Genomic DNA, 18,173 nt, shown 5'->3' on the forward strand with positions numbered 1-18,173 from the left:
TAAGCCACACTTTGGCGTGTTGCCATTATGACAACGAGCATTTCCAATCACGACATTGGGTGACAAAACCTAACAGTCAATTGTCGGTTAACACTAGCTATCTCACTGAAATTATAAATTAAGTTAATAAAATGGTTAGCTGCATTGATCACTGTGAAGAACATAATGGCAAACTTACTTTCAAAGGAATGGCAGTCTATCGAGTGGGTCTTAACTGACGTCGATGACACGCTTACATGGCAAGGAAAACTGCCACCCGAAACTCTTATTGCGCTGGCGAATCTGCAACAGCGCGGCATTAAAGTGGTCGCGGTAACAGGGGCTTGCGCCGGATGGTGTGATCATATCGCACAGCTTTGGCCTGTTGATGCTGTATTGGGTGAAAATGGCGCATTTACCTTAGAAAAAACCAACAAAGGGATTTCCCTCACGAGTTCGATTCCACTTTCTGAGATGCGCATACAACAAGAGAAACTGAAGGACCAAGTTGAAGCGATCCTCGCAGATTATCCGCAAGTCAGCTTAACTCTTGACCAAGCCTATCGCTTGTGTGAAGTGGCGATCGATATTGGACAAAACTGTACACCCGTGCCAAACGAAATTGTTGAGCAGGTAATCACTAAAATCCACCAACTCGGCGCGCATGCTACCGCCAGTTCAATTCATATTAATGCCTGGTATGGAGAACATTCAAAACGCAACAGTGCATTCGCATTTTTAAAAGCACAGGGATTAACAGAACAAGATATCCGAGGTAAGTGTTGCTACGTAGGTGATTCACTCAACGACCAGCAGATGTTCGAAGCACTTCCTTTAACGATTGGAGTTAAAAATATCCTGCACTACTGGGATAAGCTCACTCATAAACCGAACAAGGTCATGAAACAACCTGGCGGGTATGGATTTGCTGAATTCGTCGATTTACTGAATCATACAGCCACCTAATCACACGCGGTTGAGAGGGAGAGTTTGTTTGTGCTCTCCCCATATTTTGGATTACTTCTCTGAGCTTGCGTAATGTTCTTGCTGTTTCAAACGGTAAAGATGGGCTTGGTGTTGATCAATCAGCACGATGGCGGACAATGGACTCACCGAGTGGATTATCACCTTTGTGATAAGGGACGGGTTTGCCCCAAGTTGTATCTTGATATAAGCCTGACTGGTCAAATTGAATGAGAACTTCCATGCTTACCTCCAACAAATGTTAAGCATTTGTTAAATATAGTTCTCTGGTGACGGTTTTATAAACTATAAAAAGTGCGATGTTACTTTACGCTTTTACTGCCAGGCGAGCGATTCCCAGACACGAAATCAGCGCATCGTTCTAAGAACCTATTTATCTACAGTTGCTGAGCAATCCCAAGCTTAAGAGCGGTATCCAGTGTAATATGTTTACTGACAACATTATGCAGAGCGGCTTCTGATATCAGCAGTATTTTCTCACTTGAAGTCGGCGCATCTACGTGTATCGCTATTTGACTCCCCCCTTGATGCAAAGACCATAACTGGCTATCCACTAAGTAGATATAAGTTTCTTCGGGAATATCTGGGGAGAGATCGACTAACACCTTCAACCACCAGCTCGCTCGTCTAAGCCCACTCGGTCCGAGCAAACTATCTGGTCGCTCAATAGCTTGGCTACGTATAGCTTGTTGAGTTGAAATCGCAACACCCAGAGAACCTGGGTAACTTTCCGTAAAAGGGTTGTTGAACTGACCGTCATAAGAACAGGCCCAACTTAACGTTGGGCCAAAAGTTATGAAGAAAAGTGCAACAAGCGACAAAGCGCTTTTATGCATGGCATTTTCCTCGCTAAGGTGTGGCGATGTTAAACCAGAAGTTAAACGTATCAAGCATACCGACAAAGTCTTTAAATACTTGCTGATCGCCATCTAACGCGATATCCCCACTGGCTATAGCTTGTTCTAGAGTTACCTTACCCAGTTGAACATCATCAAGTGAAGATTTGGTCAAAGTCAGTGTCACATCAGGATCGGTGCTTTGTTTACGCGTATGGTTTAGCACTGAGTTTTCAACATACAGGGTGTACTTTTCATCCAAATCAGTGAAGTTAAGGTTAATCGCAAACACTTTGCCTGCCGCTTTTTCTGGAAGGATTCTCACGGCTAAGTAGTCAAAGAGCATCTCAGGAGGCATGTTTTTGATAATGTCTGGGGATGCAGTAACGATACCTCCCGCTGACGGCGTACCATTTCTTAGCTCATAAGCGCCTTGCAAATAGACTGAACGCCAAGGCCCCGACTCGGCTTGATAACCCAACTGCTCATAGGCATCTGCGAGTAGTGCTTTACCTTTTTTGCTTTGAGGGTTAGCGAAAACAACATGCTTCAGCACCTCGGCTACCCAACGATATTTACCTGCATCAAAGTCAGCTTGCGCTTTTTTAATAGTTTCGCTTTCACCGCCCATGTACTCCACATATTTAACGGCAGCATTCGTCGGCGGTAGGTTGTTGAGATCAGATGGGTTACCACTGTACCATCCCATATAACGCTGATACACGGCACGGCTATTATGACGCAGTGTTCCGTAGTAGCCACGGGTACTCCAGTTGTTTTCAATCTCTTCAGGGAATTGAATGATCTCTGAAATCTCAGAACCAATATAGCCTTGGTTCATCAGACGTACCGTTTGGTCGTGAGTGTATTTGTACATGTCACGCTGTTTCTTGAAGTATTCGACGATATCTTTCTGTCCCCACATTGGCCAGTGGTGACTTTGGAATTTAACATCGACTTTATCTCCCCACATTTCAATTGTTTCTTGCAGGTAGCTTGACCATTTAAGAGCATCACGAACCTGAGCACCACGTAGAGTCAGAATATTGTGCATAGTATTGGTTGAGTTTTCTGCCATCCACAATGCTTTTTTGTCTGGGAAGTAGGTGTTAATTTCTGTCGGAGCTTCCGACCCAGGCGTGTATTGGAACACCATTTTCACGCCATCAATGGTACGCTCTTCACCTGTTTTTTCGATAATATCGGTCGGCTTGATTAATGTCGCTAAGCCTGTTGATGTCGTTTGACCTAAACCGCCGTTCACACCGCCACGTTCATTTCGTGGTAATAAAGCACCGTACATGTACACGGCACGTCGACCCATGGCATTACCTGCAATGACATTTTCTGAAACGGCATGCTCGGTAAAACCGTGGGACGCGATGATTTGAACTTTGCCATCATTGACATCTTTCTCGTCAACAATGCCTCTTACACCACCGAAGTGGTCAATGTGACTGTGGCTATAAATAACCGCAACAACTGGTCTTTCACCTAGCTCACCATTAATGAACTCTAGGGCAGTTTTCGCTGTCTCTTGCGAAATTAATGGGTCAAATACGATCCACCCTGTTTGCCCTTCAATAAAGGTGATGTTGGAAAGGTCATAACCGCGGATTTGATAGATGCCGTCAGTGACTTTGAACAAGCCATTGATCATATTGAGCTGAGCATTACGCCATAAGCTTGGGTTAACGCTATCAGGAGCAGGATTATCTAAACCGATGTATTTTTTATACGCTTCCAGATCCCAAACCACATCGCCCTTATCGTTTTTGATAGTGACGACATCTTGCGTGGCAATCAATCCTCGCTGGGCATTTTCGAAATCTTTTTTGTCACTGAAAGGTAAAGTCTGCTTCACCTTATTGTTTGCGGCTACGGTAGCCTCCGTCGCTGGTTTAGCTTCATCTGCACTGACACCCGCAGAAAGCACAACTAACGCAGCCAACGCCATAAGTGGCTTCATGACCTTCTCCTCGATCTATATTGTTATTAACCGATTAAAGTTTAGACCACTTATATGGCTATTCAAATACAAAACACATTAAATCAAAGTGTTATTGTTAAATGTCTTAAAGTAGAAACAAAGGTGGCAAGTCGCCACCTTGTTCTATTTTCGTTTCATCAGCCCACAATGGACTGATTGATTTTAACACTCTGTTAAATCAACTTCTTGCGTACATGAACAACAAGCGCTTCAGCAAGTACCACTACCGCGAAAATACTTACTAGCACCATCGAGACCTTTTGCCACTCAAAAAGATTCTGCGCATCATTTAGAACAACACCGATGCCACCAGCACCAACCAAACCAAGCACCGCAGATTCACGGACATTGATATCCCAGCGGAATAGGACGATAGAGAAAAATGCAGGCATGACTTGCGGCCAGTAACCTTTAAGTAAAACACTCATCCAAGAAGCCCCTGTTGCTTTCAACGCTTCAATCGTACCCATGTTCACTTCTGCGATAGCCTCCGCCAGCAGCTTTCCGACAAAGCCAACGCTACGCACCGCTATCGCCATGATTCCCGCCAACACTCCAGGGCCAAATAAAGCAATAAACAACAGCGCCCACACCAGTGAATTCACCGAGCGTGAAGAGACGAGGAAAAACTGCGCAATCCAATTAAGTGTTTTGCTTGGAGTAATATTTGGCGCATTGAGCAGGGCCAACGGAATGGCAAGTACAAGCGTAAACAAGGTGCCTAACGTTGCGATATGTAACGTTTCAACCAAGGCTGCATGGATAGTTTCAGGGTAAAAACCATAATCAAGCGGCACCATACGACTGAACATGTCAGAGAACTGAGCGGGCGCGTCGTATAGAAACTCAGGAATGATCTCTACTGTCTGCCAAGACCAGACAATAGCCGAGACAAAACACAAGTACGCGGCGAATCTTGCTAAGCGCTCATTGAACGTAAAACGTTGCCACTCTCTTTCAATAGAAGCTGTCGTCATCAGAAAATTCTCCTTACAACATTAGACAAGAACTCACCAACAAGGATAAGAGCGATAATCGTGATAAGAATTGCAGCGACAAAATCGTAGTCGAAGCGTTGAAATGCAGAAAAAAGCGTGCCCCCTAGACCACCCGCACCAACGATGCCAACCATGGTTGAGTTGCGCAGATTTGAGTCCAATTGATAGCTAGCGAAACCGATAAAGCGAGTAAACACCTGCGGCATCACAGCAAACAAAATGACACTTATAAACCCTGCCCCTGTAGCTTGAATCGCTTCCACTTGCTTAAACGAAATTTCTTCTATCGCTTCGGCAAACAATTTGGCTATAAAACCGATAGAAGCAAAAACCAACGTAAGGATCCCAGCAAGCGCGCCAAAACCAACCGCTTTAACAAACAAAATGGCGATGATCACTGGATGAAACGAACGACACAGTGCAATAAAGCCGCGCACAGGAGTTGAGACAATCGATGGCATCATGTTTCGCGCTGCCAACAGGCCCAGTACGAGTGAAATCACAATGCCAAAAAAACTAGATATTATCGCTATCTGCAAACTCTCCGCTAAGCCACTCAACAAAAGATTCGTCCGAGAAAAGTCGGGAGGAAACATACGCGATAGCAAGCGTTCACTTTCACCAAAACCTATGATTAGACGTTCGAAAGTTAGGTTGAGAGTAGAAAAACTGTAAAACAGATAGCCGACGACAAACAAAGCAGCGAGGCGATTTACCCAAGACGCTTTGAAGGGATTTTCTACCGCTGTTGAAGAACTTAATCCAGCCATGACTCGCCCCCATAGATGATCTTAAGATCATCTTCACTGATGCCCTCTGGGCTGCCATCATAGTGAACTTTACCGTTACACATACCTATAATGCGAGTCGCAAAACGTTTGGCTAAATTGACGTCATGGATATTGACGAGAACTGGAATTTGCTTTTCTTTCGCGAATGTCTCCATCAATTCCATAATTTCAACGGCGGTCTTAGGATCAAGGGACGATGTTGGCTCATCCGCCAACAAGATGTAGGGGTCTTGCATCACCGCACGCGCGATACCAACACGCTGACGCTGACCACCCGACAAACTATCAGCCCGTTGATTAGAGAAGTCCCTCAAACCCACAAAGTCGAGCAGTTCAAACGCTTTGTTGAGGTCTTGTTGAGAGTAATTTCGTCGCCATGCATTCCATGACGACATATAACCGAGGCGGCCGCTCAGAACGTTTTCGATAACAGTGAGACGTTCAACCAAATTATACTCTTGGAAAACCATCCCAATGTGACGACGCTGCTTGCGAAGAGCCTGACCTTGTAACTTTGTAAGGTCTTCCCCTTCAAATAGAATTTCACCACTTGTCGGGTCGTTCAAGCGATTGATACAGCGCAGTAAGGTACTCTTACCTGTACCTGAAGGACCAATGATCGCAATAATGCCTGGTCGGTCAATATCAATATCTATCCCTTTTAGGATTGGCTTGCCCGCCACGTACTCATGGAACAGGTTGTTGATCTTTATTCCGTCGTACTTTGTTGTGTCACAGCTTGCTACGGCCATACTACAATTCCTTGTTTTTATTTTGAGCGTAAATTTAGGTTGTACGATGCCCTGTGCCCTACACACGAGGCACCGTACTGTTGACGTTATGGAAGAAGGATTATTGGCTAGTAGCTTGCTTCGCGAGTTCAGCGGCCTTTTGCTTAGCACGCTTCGCTGCATCTTTCTCTGCCAGTTTTTTCAGGCCAGCTTTGGTGTATGCTGTCCCGGTCGCATGCGCGATATCGCGAATCACAGACCAATCTTCTTTATAAGTGATAGGTGAAAAACGGTCTGCGCCTTTGAAAGCTGCGCTCATTTCAGGTGTAAAACGATAGCTAAAGAACGCTTGGTTAATTTTTTCGACCAGCTCGGGTTTGAGGTTATATGCATAACCAAAAGCAGACGTTGGGAAACGTGGGCTACGGTAGATTATCTTCAGCTCAGAGTCGTCTACGCGACCTGCTGCTACCATGCGGTCATAGACATCTGATGCGACAGGTGCTGCGTCGTAGTCGCCGTTGTAAACACCAAGAATAGATTGATCGTGTTTGCCTGAATAAAGCACTTTATAGTCTTCATCTGGCACTAAGCCTTGGGCCGGGAATAATGCGCGCGGTGCAAGGTTACCTGAATTTGAAGAAGCCGAAGTGTGGGCGACTCGTTTACCTTTCAAGTCAGCCATTTCGTTGATGCCACTATCTTTACGAACAATAGTGACAAGGTTATAGCCTTGGAACCCAGCTTCATCACCTTTAACAGCAATCGGTACGTAACCTGCTAGATTTACAGCATAACCAGTTGGCCCGGTAGAGAAACCAGCAACATGCAAACGGCCTGAACGCATCGCCTCGACTTGAGCAGAATTGGAGTGAACAGTGTAGTAGATCACTTTCTTACCAGTGATCTTACTCAGGTGAGCTTGGAAATCAGCAAACGCATCTTTGTATAACGCAGGGTCTTCGACGGGTGTATAGGTAAAGACCAACGTACTTGGGTCAATCCACTCGTTTGAATCCTTTGGAGCGTCCGCTACCAAGTCTTGGTTCTCGTCACAATATCTTTCATCCAGAACGCCACGGTTAGCACACTCACTCGCCATCACCACACTCGGAAGCAGCAAAGAGCCAGCGATTAACAATCCTTTTACACTGTTTTTCATATTAGAACCTTACATTCACGTTATTGTTAATATTCACTTTCCTTATAGCAGGGGGCGTGCCAATATTTTTATCGTTATATTTCATGAGCTTAAAATAAAACCAACATTAACCAAAAAACTTTGGGTCATTGGTGTCCAGTAATAGTCCGTATATTTGGGTCATTTTTGTCCTGTAAAATTACGACGAAAAAAAAGGGTCAAAAGACCCTTAGATAATAAGACCAGACCGTTAGATATCCATACAATTTGCGTAGTAGGTTACCGTTGAAGGCCAATCACTGAATACACCAAGTACACCAACCTCTTTCGCAAGCACATCAAGTACCTGCATCATGTCGCCATCTTGATTAATTTGATCGGTAACACTTTGGTAATACCAACCACCACCTTGAGCTAAAGGACCTGAGCGCTCTAGTGTCCAAGCGATAATATCGAGATCGGCTTGCTTAGCTAACTTAGCGTAATCGGATGCGACGATATTATTCTTGTCATCCAGCTGAAGCAGAGCATAGATTGGTGGCGCAATTATTTTTATGGGTTTTCATCTACTCTGATGACAAAGGATTACGTCTGTTTGACAGATTTATTTCCGCAAGTCTTAATCAGAGTAGTGACTCTATAGCAGTCTCTATGCCAAATTATTTATCTTTATAATTCAATACGATAAAACCATAATCAGTATCATTCTTTTATATTGAGTCATTTGTGTCCTCAGTTAGTGACTGGCCTTAAAACTCTCTTTTTCCAATTGATGCTTTTTCATCTTTCGATACAGTGTTTTGCGCGGTAAGTTAAGCCTTAGAGAAACCTCATTGATGTTTCCAGCGGTTTCAATTAGCGCTTCTGTTAGTACATTGCGCTCGTACTGTTCCATTTGTTGTTCGAAAGCAAAAGCGTCGTTGCTCTGTACCGTCGGGGTTTGTAAATCGAACCCTTCTCCAACAATTCCAAGTACAAATCGGTCGGCAACGTTTCTTAGCTCACGCACATTTCCCGGCCAGTCGTGGCGACAAAGCTGCTGAATCTGCTCAGCATAAAGTGTCGAAGGCCGTGTTTTATATTTATGGCTAGCTTGGACGACGAAATGGCGAAATAAGGATTGAATATCCTCCTTGCGCTGACGGAGTGGTGGTAAATTTAAACTGGCTATATTGAGTCGATAGAACAGATCTGCCCGAAATTCACCGCGCTGACTCAACTCCGCGAGATCCGCTTTGCTCGCTGCCACAACCACGATATCGACCGGAATCAGGGTGTTGCCACCCACACGCTCTATGACACGCTCTTGTATAACTCGTAGCAGTTTAATCTGCACCGCAACGGGCATACTTTCAATCTCATCAAGAAACAATGTTCCGCCATGGGCTTGTTCAATTTTACCTATGCGCTTCTTATTTGCACTGGTAAAAGAGCCAGCCTCGTGGCCAAACAGCTCACTCTCAATGATGCTTTCCGTCATACCCCCGCAGTTGATGGCGACAAACGGCTTATCTTGGCGGTCAGAATACTGATGCAAAGCTCTCGCAATGACTTCTTTACCAGTTCCGGTTTCACCATTAATGATGGTGTCTACCCCAGTCCGAGCCAATGCTAATACTTGGCTACGCACCATCTCCATTTGATTTGATACACCAATTACGACATTTTCAATCGGTTTCTCGGAGGTAATATTTTTATCTGGTGCATTGTGGACGTGTAGAGCTGCAAGATTGAGTTTTTCAATCAATTCATCGCTTTGCAGCGGCTTCTCTATAAAATCAAATGCGCCAAGTTTCATCGCCTCAATGGCCATCGGAATGTCGCCATGACCACTCATTAAAATGACCTCACAACCTGGCGCACGGCTTTGAATGGCATCTAACATGGTTAAGCCATCTAACTGAGGCATGCGTACATCACACAACACGACTTGCTTACTGTCTGGTGATAATGACTTTAATCCACACTTGGGATCGGTAAAACCGGTCACGTTAAACCCTTCCAGTTCCAGCATTTCACTCACCGCTTCTACGACATCCAACTCATCGTCTATTAGGGTGATTTGCTTTGCCAATATCATAATCTTTCGCCTTGTAGATGGACTATAAATTCACTGCCTTGATCGGGTTGAGATTGAACCCGAATCGAACCGCCAAAATCTTTAATAATGTTAAATGCAATAGATAGACCCAAGCCTAACCCCTTGCCGACTTCTTTACGGGTATAGAATGGGTCAAAGATGTGAGGAATATCCTCCGCTATGATGCCTTTTCCATTATCCTTGACCGAAATAACCACCTCTGAACTACTTCGCCGGACAGCAATCGAAATAAGGGGGCTCGTCTTCCGTTCGGTGGCATCTATTGCATTGCTAATAAGGTTAACTAAGACTTGTTCTAAACGGATTGGATTGGCGTTAACACACTCGTCAGTCGCTAGCTCACACTCAAGAACAATAGGAATTTGCTGGGTAGCGAACAACTCGATCGCATCGTTGACAACAGGCATGACCGCCACAGTCGATATTTTACCATCACTTTTGCGAGAAAAAGCTTTCAGGTGATGCGTCAATGCGGCCACTTTACAAAGTAAGGTTTCTATCTTGTGCAGATTCTGGAGCGCTTTATCTGGTCGTTGTTGCTCTAGCCACTTTTGAGCGCTGCGAGTATGGCTATTGATAGCCGTCAACGGCTGGTTTATTTCATGGGTTATGCCAACACTGAGTTGTCCTAAAGCTGCCAGTTTTCCCGCTTGAACAAGCTCATCTTGCGTAACTCTCAGTTTCTCTTCTGCTAATCTGCGTTCTTCGACTTCAGCTTCGAGTTTTTGATTTGTCTTTTTAACCACCTTTGCCGTCGCTTGAAACACCTGGAGAGACTTCATCATCTGTGTAATTTCATCATGTCCTTTTAACGCAATGGGTGTATCCAGATGTCCGGTTGAAATAGCAAACATGTCGTCACGGAGGTTTAACAATCGCTCCAAGATATTTTTGCGCACGTAAAACCACGCTATTCCAGCAGCGGCAAATAAGCTGAATACCGACAAGGCGAGAGAAAATGTCCGATTTGAAGCCAGTGACGCCTGGACATGCTCAATAGATGAGTCAATTTCTAAGTTGACGTTAGCGGTATTCCGCTCTATCTGAACCGAAAGTTGGTGTAAGTATTTACGGCTGTTTTCTAATAAAAAGTCTTGCTGATAGTAATGTTCCAATGCTTTGTTTTTAAGTTGAACCAAGCGACTCGAACGCGAGGCCAAAGTATAAATAACCGAAAGCTTTTCATCCAGCGCGGGTAGAGACTCCGCCAATCCACTATCAAGCCATAGACTGAACCAATCTTGCCCTAGTTGTTCTAAACGGTAGGTGGTGTAATCCAGCTCATTAAAACTGCCATCGTTATAAAGCTTTTCAACTAAGCCCAACTGGTAAAAAAGTAACGCCTTAAGTTGGCTGTATTGAAGGCGAGATTTTTGCTCTGCGGGTAGGCTATCTAGCTCATCACTCACTTGTTGCAATAAGGGGTAAAACCCTTCAAGTAAGTTGCGCAGCTTTTTATTCAGCTCTCGCGACTCTTCACCACTTTGATGGAGCAAACTTAAACTATTGCTGACTTGTACGATTAAATCTTTAAAGTAGGCATGATATTCAGGGAAGCTCGCTAAAACGCTGGTCATTTCAGCAATACTGGTTTCGATACGTACCATAGCTGCACGCCTTTCCAGATTTGAATCAGCCGCCACAAGCTGAGATGAATCTGTGATAACCAAACGCACCATATCATTTAGCCGCGCAGCTTGTTCAAGGGCTGGGATTTCGCGCTCTTTTAGACCCACCAATGCCACTTCCAGCTTGTCATAGGTAGACGAACTAAACAAAGCGAGCAGCAATGTAGTTAGCGACAACATGGCTAACGCTAAGCCAAGCCGCACCTCAATACCACGCCACTTAAATTTTCCTTTGTGGTTAGACGGGTTTCCTGATCTCACTTTAATGGTCGACATGTCTTGAACAAGCATCTGATTCAAAAAGATATTCCGAGTAAATTGAACACATCGCGCTCCAACTCGAACGCTCCTCATTAACAAGCCATATAAGACATCACTACATTTTATTAATAAAGCTGTCTTTATCAGATTTGTGGATTGAGCACTGAGAAACTTGAGGGCTCTAGATATTCGCGATCACGGCACTAAGCGCATGGCCTCAAACATATCGGAGGAAATCATTTTGCCAATTCAGTGGGGCATTTGCCGACTTTCGCCTAAATTTAATCAAGCAAGTAATAAAATTCCCAGTTGGGGTTGGCATATGATTAGATCCATAGTTTCAGGCTTAAGTCGTCTCTCTTCATTGCAGTGGTCACTGCTGCTATCGCTACTCATTTTACCTATTGTGGTTGAGCTTTTTGTTGTTCAGTTGTGGCTATGGCTGGCTTTTTTGGTGATTTATCATCTAGTTGTTGTCACTGCCATTCACTTAATGCGCGGTTTGCTTAATCAATTGAATCAAACAGCCGTGCATCTCTCTGAGGGCGATCTCACCGCAAGAATTGCCACCAGCGACGGTGTGAGTGCTTCTTTAGTGAATACCTTTAATCGTATTGGCGAAGATATCTCTCGCACCGTGCATGCGATGCGTAAATCAACCGCGCGCTTAGTCGAGGTAGCAGCGACTGTGGAAAAAGATTCTGGCGTGTCTAAGCAAGGCGCAATAGGTCAAAAGCAAGACGTCGACCAAGCGCAGCAGATTATCAGCCAACTGTCTGACATTACCACCAACGTATCACACTACTGTGAGTCCACCGCGGCCTTAGCCCAAAACGCCAAGTCAAAGGCCGATCAAGGCAGCCAAGATATGGTCGCACTGGAAGTCGCGCTAGATAACGCCAATCAGCATATCGACAATTCAAATCAACATTTCCAATCACTGATGCATGAAACCACTCAAATTAGCCAAGTGATGGAGACGATAAGCGCCATCGCTGAGCAAACCAATCTTCTCGCACTCAACGCCGCGATAGAAAGTGCCCGAGCAGGAGAACAAGGTCGCGGTTTCGCCGTAGTCGCGGATGAGGTGCGATCGCTGGCGATGAGAACTCAAGAAGCAACCGAAGAGATCCGCAAAAAAATTACGACACTGCAAAACAAAACTGACGATGTGCTCAACACAATGAAAGAGAATAAGTCGAGTATGGAGAGTTCACTTGAAATTGCCGCCACCGCAGAGAATACGTTTCAAGAGCTGAATCAGCAGATTGAGGATTTACGCAGCTACGGAATGCAAATTGCGCAATCTTCAGAACAACAGATGAGCCAAACACAAAGTCTGCGACAAAGCTTAGAGCAGATAGCGATAGAGTCAGACAACAATGTCCGTGCTACTCAAGAGACCTTGATTGCCAGTATTACCGTGCGCAATTTGTCAGGTGAAATTGATTCGTTGCTCCATCGTTTTGCCATAGACCCGCACCAGATAGAAGCCGATGAAGCGCAACGCGACAAACTAATGGAGTGGAACGATCAACTTGATATAGGACTAGACGAAATCAATCGACAACATAGAGCGCTACTCCACTTAATCAACGAACTCTACCACCTGCTCAAACACAACTATGGCTTGTCTTCAATTAAACGGGTTGTGCAGGGGTTGATTGATTATACCGCCAACCACTTTTCTTACGAAGAGACGTTATTTCAACAAATTGAATACACTCAAACCAAACAACACATGGATTCACACCACCACTTAGTACAGCAGGTGTTGGCATTTCAACGCCGAGTGGAACAAGGGGAAGACATCGGTGATGAGCTGATGGGGTTTCTTAAAAACTGGCTCAGCAACCACATAATGAAGGAAGACAAAGCCTATGTTGAGGCCTTTAAAAACAATCAATTAAACTAGTACACTCTGTCGCTACCAACGCAGGTGAGTTAAGAAACCACTTTTATAGTCACGACAATAAACCCGATTAGTCGTTATATCTAATTGCTGTTTAAATCCAAGTCGAAAGATTTGATGTAGCGATTGAAATAAGGTGTTTACATGTTTGCAATTGATGATGTTGTAGTAGCAACAAAAGGTGTAGATCTCGGCAAAATGGTCGTTGTTGGCCTGAGCAGTGGTGGTTACTACGTTCGAGTTTCAGTCGACGGTATCTCGCTGACTTACCCAGCCAAAGATCTGCAAAAAGCCTAACCGCTTTAGCCATCGACAAAGGTAGCGTCATCGCTACCTTTTTTATTTATCATTGCTAATTAGCGTTAAAGGCTGTTTTTTCAACCACGCATACTGGCGCATCTATCTGACAAGTAAACCCGCTCGCTTCAAGCTGACCTGTCTGGTGATCAAGCTTGAAACTGACAATATTATTGGAATGCTGATTGGCCACCAGCAACCATTTTCCATCCTGACTCAAAGTAAAATCTCGCGGGAAATCTCCCCCAGTTGGGTAGCGCCCGATTAATTTCGGCGTATCCGCGCTGACATCAAACACGCAGAGCGTATTTTGCGCGCGGCACGAAACATAAACATAACGCTCATCGGCAGAGAGCTTAATCGCCGCAGCCGCCTCGCCAGTTTCTTGTTCGGTTATGAGTTTCTGCTCGGAAGTAACACACCATTTGCCATCCGCATGTTTGCGAAGCACAACCAAAGTTTCTGACAGTTCACAAACCACATAGGCGACGCTTTCCCGCTGGTTAAAAACCATGTGCCTTGGCCCACTACCAGCAGTAAGAGCAACACTTTGCTCATGGGAGAACTGAGCAGCTTGATCATGATGATAAAAATGGATCGCATCGGCGCCTAAATCAACCACCGCCAAATGCGGGGTATGGGCTAAAAACGTCACTTGATGGGCGTGCGGAGCTTCCTGACGATCGGCGTTGGGGCCGCAACCGTCGACATACAGATCGCCAATAGCTTGCTGCGGTTCACCCGCATCATTAAGCTGGAATACATTCACGTTACCCGAAGCATAATTGGCGATTGCGAGATAGCGTTTATCCGGCGAGACCGCAAGATGACAGGGATAATCGCCATTCAGCGGTTTGGTCACTGTTGCCTCATTGGTGATGTGAACAACTTGTGCGCCTTGATCGCGCACCACTTCGCTAACCGTCACAATGCCTTGCTCAGTTTCGAGCAAATAAGAGGGATTGCGCAATGAGTATAAATCTTCAACTCGTGTTAATTCACCGGTTTGGCCGTTCAGTACAACTTGACCAATACCGCAACTTTGGCTGGGACTGTCTGTATAGCAACCAACATAGAAATGGCTATTTTTATTCGATGGCACTCTGTTTACCTTAACGAGCTATTTTTAGCCCTCTACCTTGCCGCGTTGCTTGCCCTCACTCAAGCGCGGCTTACAAGCAAATCACTAAACTGTGAGCAAATAGGAAGTTACGCCAGCGGCGATGAAAGTCGTTTCAGCACTAAACGCACTCGCTAGGAGCCAAAGGAAAAAGGCGTTAACCCATGTTAACGCCTTCTCTGTTAGTCTACCGAACGGCTGAGCCTTAAACTCGTCACTAGCCCTATTGCACCAAGAGCAAAATAGATCAGCAAATTGAGTGCTCCAAAATGTCCGAATGCGTTAAGTGGATTGTCGCCAGTCAGCAAATCTAAAGGTAGCGACATTGCCCCGTGGAAAAACTGGCTCACAGCCTGTGTGGCAAACAAGTTAGTCGCCAACAATGGAATGACGTAAAAACCAATCACCATCACCAAGAGTGGTGAATTGACCTTTTGCGAGATCGCCATTGCAATCGTTGCAAACGGCAACAGTGCCAGCCCTACTAACCACATACGACCGATGAATTCTAACCAATGTGTAAAAACAAACCATATCGACTCTCCGGTAAAAAATAGCGGAAAGCTCTCAGCCATCACGACATTGATGATCCACATTAAGAAATCTGCTGACACTACTAACATCGAGCAGATAATCGGTGTGATCAACAGACCAAAAGCGAGCTTCACAAGGTGCGTATTAAGATCCGATACTGGCATGCTGCGCCAGAACATCACGCTGCCTTCTTGACGCTCTTTACGCAACGTTTTAGGAAAATAAAGACTGGTAAGCAGCATAGAAAGAAATCCAGTAAAACCAAAGGCTAATCCACTGAGCTGCTTGCCTAATTGAAAGCCTGATTCCATGCCATCCACATTGTAGGTCAGCTCATAAGTGACATTACTTTGAATGGTTGAGTTCATTAAAATCGAAAGCAGCAACACAATCCCACACACCAGCAGCACCAAAGGTACACGCGTGATGATTTTATGTTCTAACCACTCTTTCTCAAGCAAATAGAAATTCGGATTCATTACGCGGCCTCCTTTTGCAAAGCTAAGAATAAGTCGGCGAGTTTTACATTGTAAATTCTGTCGATACCTTCAAGATTTTCAGCTTGAGGCGCTCGAACTAACCATCGCGTTGTACCTAAGGCGCGTTCAATCGACAAAGGCTGTAATGACTCCATTTGCGATTGGTATTGATCGGTTGCTTCGACAATCACATACTCTTCAGCAATCTTGTCCATGGAAGATTGCAATACCATTTGGCCGTGCTTCAAAATCATCACGTCGGTAAGTAAATGTTCTATCTCTGACACTTCGTGACTGGCAATAATCAGCGCACGCTCTCCATCGTGGAACCACTCAAGTAAATGACGATAAAACGTCTCTCGATAAACCAAATCTAAACCAAGTGTTGGTTCGTCCAGAATCAAAACCTTAGTGTCGGTTGAAATGACAATCGCCAGATGAAGCTGTACCTTCATTCCTTTTGAAAGAGACTTGATTTTACTGTCGAGCTTAATGTCAGTTTGATCGAGAACTGAGCGCGCTTTCGCCATATCAAAACTCGGATGCACGCCTGAGGTATAACGAAGGATCTGCCTTACTGTCATCCAATCTGGCAGTACATTGACATCCGAAATATACGAAAGATGCGCCATCACCTTGGCGCGCTGAGCGATAGGTTCAAGTCCTAACACCTGGATAGTGCCTTGATATTCATGGGCACCCAGCAAGCTCTTAATCAAGGTCGATTTCCCTGCACCGTTGTGACCAAGTAGACCCAACACCTGTCCGGATTTAAGTTCAAAGCTGATATTCTTAATCGCCTCACCTTGCCCTTTGACTCGACCAGAATATTGTTTGCTCACTTGCCGTGCCTCAATAAGTACGCTCATTGTTTATCCTCAATGTGCAACGTTAGCTGCTGTATAAATTCTTGTAGTGGTATATCTAATTGCTGCAGTTTCAGCGCAATAGATGGAATTTGTTGCTGAATAAAATGGGTTTTCTGCGACGCTTTTAGCTGGCTCAACGCGCCCTGTGCAACAAACATCCCCTGGCCGCGCCTTTTCTCTATCAATCCTTCATCAACCAATAGCTGATAGCCTTTCATCACAGTGATGTGGTTGATTTTCAACTCGCCAGAAACGGTTCTAACCGAAGGCAAAGCTGCACCTTCACCCCAAACACCTTGCAGTATTTGCTCTGTAATGCGATCCGCCAATTGACGAAAAATAGGCTGAGTCTCGTTCCAATCTGTCATCAAGCTTGCCCTAGCACTTTGCTTTGGTGATATATATAGGTATAACACTAAAGCAATCTATTCAGAATGCAAACAAAAATGACATTTTCTGTTCTGACACGAATTAATTGATTTAGATGAAGCAAGCGCTATTCTGCGCTCGAACACACTTTTTAACTGAGTAGAATGACACGCTCGTTTATTGAGTAGGAGAAACCTTGTGACACGTGATCAATTTGAGTTATTAGCACCGGGTGGCGATCTAGAATCCATCAAAGCCGCCATTGCTGCGGGCGCAGACGCGATTTACTGCGGGCTCGACCGTTTTAATGCCCGTAACCGAGCGACCAATCTGACTTTAGATAACTTAAATGGCGTGTTAGCACTGGCACATCAGCACAACTGCAAGATCTTCCTGACCCTCAACGTATTGATTTTAGAGAGTGAAATCCCTGCCATTGTGCGTTTGCTCAGTCAGCTAAACACCATGGCCATCGACGGCGTGATTGTGCAAGATCTTGGCCTAGCTTACATTCTCAAACACTACTTCCCGGATTTGGACGTTCACGCATCGACGCAGCTCAACACCCACAACCAAGGGCAGATTTTGTTCCTTAATCAGCTGACGGAAAGCCGTGTCAATTTATCTCGCGAGCTCAACATCAATGAGATCGCACATCTGGCTCAGTTTGGCCGCGAACACGATGTCATGATGGAAGTCTTCGTCCATGGCTCGTACTGTATTGGCTTCTCGGGCATCTGCTATATCAGCTCGGCACGAAATGGTATCGGGTAACCGTGGTCGCTGCAGCCAACCTTGTCGCGAGCAGTACGAGACCACTAAAACGGGCAACAGCTACCCACTCAATCTGAAAGACAACTCGGCCTTCGGTGATTTACAAGCCCTTGCCGATGCTGGCGTCTATTCACTCAAAGTCGAAGGCCGAATCAAGAAATCCCATTATGTGTACACTGTGGTAGATAACTGGCGTAAACAAATTGACCGCTTATGTGACGGGGTTGAGCTGTCGAATGACACCAGTGAGTTATATACGGTATTTAACCGTGATTTCTCCAACGCATTTTTGCGCGGTGACTTTGGTAAGGCGATGTACATCGACAATCCTCGCGACCACGCGGTGAAACACTTCTCGACAATCTACCAGTGCCAATCG

16 protein-coding genes and 2 pseudogenes are annotated in these 18,173 nt (G+C 45.1%); 4 read left to right on the forward strand and 14 right to left on the reverse strand.

Translation table 11 applies throughout. From position 1 onward, the window contains the following. Positions 1 to 165 precede the first annotated feature (165 nt). Positions 166 to 945, forward strand: coding sequence for an HAD-IIB family hydrolase (locus tag TW81_RS15640; protein ID WP_045956670.1), 780 nt, complete (start codon positions 166 to 168; stop codon positions 943 to 945). A gap of 115 nt (positions 946 to 1,060) precedes the next feature. Here the strand turns inward: TW81_RS15640 and TW81_RS15645 are convergent, their stop codons facing one another. The 10 genes and pseudogenes from TW81_RS15645 to TW81_RS15685 form a co-directional block, all read right to left on the reverse strand. Beyond that, positions 1,061 to 1,186: a hypothetical protein gene (locus tag TW81_RS15645; RefSeq protein WP_338061734.1), complete on the reverse strand. Its 126-nt coding sequence runs from the start codon at positions 1,184 to 1,186 to the stop codon at positions 1,061 to 1,063. Between the two features lie 154 nt (positions 1,187 to 1,340). Then, positions 1,341 to 1,799, reverse strand: coding sequence for a hypothetical protein (locus TW81_RS15650; RefSeq protein ID WP_045956671.1), 459 nt, complete (start codon positions 1,797 to 1,799; stop codon positions 1,341 to 1,343). Positions 1,800 to 1,812: 13 nt separating this feature from the next. Next, positions 1,813 to 3,768: an alkyl/aryl-sulfatase gene (locus tag TW81_RS15655; protein WP_045956672.1), complete on the reverse strand. Its 1,956-nt coding sequence runs from the start codon at positions 3,766 to 3,768 to the stop codon at positions 1,813 to 1,815. Between the two features lie 194 nt (positions 3,769 to 3,962). Then, positions 3,963 to 4,766, reverse strand: a complete 804-nt coding sequence (gene phnE / locus TW81_RS15660) for a phosphonate ABC transporter, permease protein PhnE (protein ID WP_045956673.1) — start codon at positions 4,764 to 4,766, stop codon at positions 3,963 to 3,965. Continuing rightward, a complete protein-coding gene (phnE, locus tag TW81_RS15665) occupies positions 4,766 to 5,557 on the reverse strand; it encodes a phosphonate ABC transporter, permease protein PhnE (RefSeq protein WP_045956674.1) in 792 nt (263 codons plus the stop codon). The genes phnE (TW81_RS15660) and phnE (TW81_RS15665) overlap by 1 nt, the downstream gene beginning before the upstream one ends. After that, positions 5,545 to 6,330 carry a phosphonate ABC transporter ATP-binding protein gene (gene phnC / locus TW81_RS15670; protein ID WP_045956675.1) on the reverse strand — a complete coding sequence of 262 codons (786 nt, stop codon included), beginning with the start codon at positions 6,328 to 6,330 and terminating at the stop codon, positions 5,545 to 5,547. The genes phnE (TW81_RS15665) and phnC overlap by 13 nt, the downstream gene beginning before the upstream one ends. Before the next feature lie 100 nt (positions 6,331 to 6,430). Beyond that, complete coding sequence (gene phnD, locus TW81_RS15675; RefSeq protein WP_045956676.1) at positions 6,431 to 7,471, reverse strand: phosphate/phosphite/phosphonate ABC transporter substrate-binding protein; 1,041 nt, start codon at positions 7,469 to 7,471, stop codon at positions 6,431 to 6,433. A 229-nt stretch (positions 7,472 to 7,700) separates the two neighbouring features. Beyond that, positions 7,701 to 8,006, reverse strand: a pseudogene (locus TW81_RS19105) (glycerophosphodiester phosphodiesterase family protein); the annotation flags it as partial. A gap of 180 nt (positions 8,007 to 8,186) precedes the next feature. Next, entirely contained in the window at positions 8,187 to 9,530 is a 1,344-nt protein-coding gene (locus tag TW81_RS15680; protein WP_045956677.1) for a sigma-54-dependent transcriptional regulator, read from the reverse strand. Continuing rightward, complete coding sequence (locus TW81_RS15685; protein WP_239424394.1) at positions 9,527 to 11,455, reverse strand: sensor histidine kinase; 1,929 nt, start codon at positions 11,453 to 11,455, stop codon at positions 9,527 to 9,529. The genes TW81_RS15680 and TW81_RS15685 overlap by 4 nt, the downstream gene beginning before the upstream one ends. A 307-nt stretch (positions 11,456 to 11,762) precedes the next feature. Here TW81_RS15685 and TW81_RS15690 point away from each other — a divergent pair, with 307 nt between their 5' ends. Together TW81_RS15690 and TW81_RS19455 are read left to right on the forward strand one after the other, a co-directional pair. Continuing rightward, complete coding sequence (locus tag TW81_RS15690) at positions 11,763 to 13,355, forward strand: bacteriohemerythrin (protein ID WP_045956870.1); 1,593 nt, start codon at positions 11,763 to 11,765, stop codon at positions 13,353 to 13,355. Positions 13,356 to 13,496: 141 nt separating this feature from the next. Further along, complete coding sequence (locus TW81_RS19455; protein WP_204244007.1) at positions 13,497 to 13,649, forward strand: hypothetical protein; 153 nt, start codon at positions 13,497 to 13,499, stop codon at positions 13,647 to 13,649. 55 nt (positions 13,650 to 13,704) lie between these two features. Here the strand turns inward: TW81_RS19455 and TW81_RS15695 are convergent, their stop codons facing one another. The 4 genes from TW81_RS15695 to TW81_RS15710 all read right to left on the reverse strand — a co-directional run bounded on the left by TW81_RS15695 (position 13,705) and on the right by TW81_RS15710 (position 17,019). Further along, a complete protein-coding gene (locus tag TW81_RS15695; protein WP_045956679.1) occupies positions 13,705 to 14,751 on the reverse strand; it encodes a lactonase family protein in 1,047 nt (348 codons plus the stop codon). A gap of 200 nt (positions 14,752 to 14,951) precedes the next feature. Further along, the gene (locus tag TW81_RS15700; RefSeq protein ID WP_045956680.1) at positions 14,952 to 15,782 is read right to left on the reverse strand and encodes a hypothetical protein; all 831 of its coding nucleotides are present in this window, start codon (positions 15,780 to 15,782) and stop codon (positions 14,952 to 14,954) included. After that, complete coding sequence (locus TW81_RS15705; RefSeq protein WP_045956681.1) at positions 15,782 to 16,651, reverse strand: ABC transporter ATP-binding protein; 870 nt, start codon at positions 16,649 to 16,651, stop codon at positions 15,782 to 15,784. The genes TW81_RS15700 and TW81_RS15705 overlap by 1 nt, the downstream gene beginning before the upstream one ends. Next, complete coding sequence (locus tag TW81_RS15710) at positions 16,648 to 17,019, reverse strand: GntR family transcriptional regulator (protein WP_045956682.1); 372 nt, start codon at positions 17,017 to 17,019, stop codon at positions 16,648 to 16,650. Before TW81_RS15710 ends, TW81_RS15705 begins: the two co-directional genes overlap by 4 nt. A 466-nt stretch (positions 17,020 to 17,485) precedes the next feature. Between TW81_RS15710 and TW81_RS19690 the strand changes: the two are divergent. Beyond that, positions 17,486 to 18,035: pseudogene (locus TW81_RS19690) on the forward strand (peptidase U32 family protein); the annotation flags it as partial. Positions 18,036 to 18,173 lie beyond the last annotated feature (138 nt).

Origin of the sequence: Vibrio galatheae, assembly GCF_000967545.1 — a bacterium.
GTDB classification, from domain to species: domain Bacteria; phylum Pseudomonadota; class Gammaproteobacteria; order Enterobacterales; family Vibrionaceae; genus Vibrio; species Vibrio galatheae.

Excerpts from the sequence above, each read along its gene's own strand:
- TW81_RS15640 (WP_045956670.1), top strand. The coding sequence starts at position 166 with ATGGCAAACTTACTTTCAAAGGAATGGCAGTCTATCGAGTGGGTCTTA.
- TW81_RS15710 (WP_045956682.1), bottom strand. The coding sequence starts at position 17,019 with ATGACAGATTGGAACGAGACTCAGCCTATTTTTCGTCAATTGGCGGAT.
- TW81_RS15705 (WP_045956681.1), bottom strand. The coding sequence starts at position 16,651 with ATGAGCGTACTTATTGAGGCACGGCAAGTGAGCAAACAATATTCTGGT.
- TW81_RS15700 (WP_045956680.1), bottom strand. The coding sequence starts at position 15,782 with ATGAATCCGAATTTCTATTTGCTTGAGAAAGAGTGGTTAGAACATAAA.
- TW81_RS15680 (WP_045956677.1), bottom strand. The coding sequence starts at position 9,530 with ATGATATTGGCAAAGCAAATCACCCTAATAGACGATGAGTTGGATGTC.
- TW81_RS15690 (WP_045956870.1), top strand. The coding sequence starts at position 11,763 with ATGATTAGATCCATAGTTTCAGGCTTAAGTCGTCTCTCTTCATTGCAG.
- TW81_RS15650 (WP_045956671.1), bottom strand. The coding sequence starts at position 1,799 with ATGCATAAAAGCGCTTTGTCGCTTGTTGCACTTTTCTTCATAACTTTT.
- phnE (WP_045956674.1), bottom strand. The coding sequence starts at position 5,557 with ATGGCTGGATTAAGTTCTTCAACAGCGGTAGAAAATCCCTTCAAAGCG.
- phnC (WP_045956675.1), bottom strand. The coding sequence starts at position 6,330 with ATGGCCGTAGCAAGCTGTGACACAACAAAGTACGACGGAATAAAGATC.
- TW81_RS19455 (WP_204244007.1), top strand. The coding sequence starts at position 13,497 with ATGTTTGCAATTGATGATGTTGTAGTAGCAACAAAAGGTGTAGATCTC.
- TW81_RS15685 (WP_239424394.1), bottom strand. The coding sequence starts at position 11,455 with ATGTCGACCATTAAAGTGAGATCAGGAAACCCGTCTAACCACAAAGGA.
- TW81_RS15645 (WP_338061734.1), bottom strand. The coding sequence starts at position 1,186 with ATGGAAGTTCTCATTCAATTTGACCAGTCAGGCTTATATCAAGATACA.
- TW81_RS15655 (WP_045956672.1), bottom strand. The coding sequence starts at position 3,768 with ATGAAGCCACTTATGGCGTTGGCTGCGTTAGTTGTGCTTTCTGCGGGT.
- phnD (WP_045956676.1), bottom strand. The coding sequence starts at position 7,471 with ATGAAAAACAGTGTAAAAGGATTGTTAATCGCTGGCTCTTTGCTGCTT.
- phnE (WP_045956673.1), bottom strand. The coding sequence starts at position 4,766 with ATGACGACAGCTTCTATTGAAAGAGAGTGGCAACGTTTTACGTTCAAT.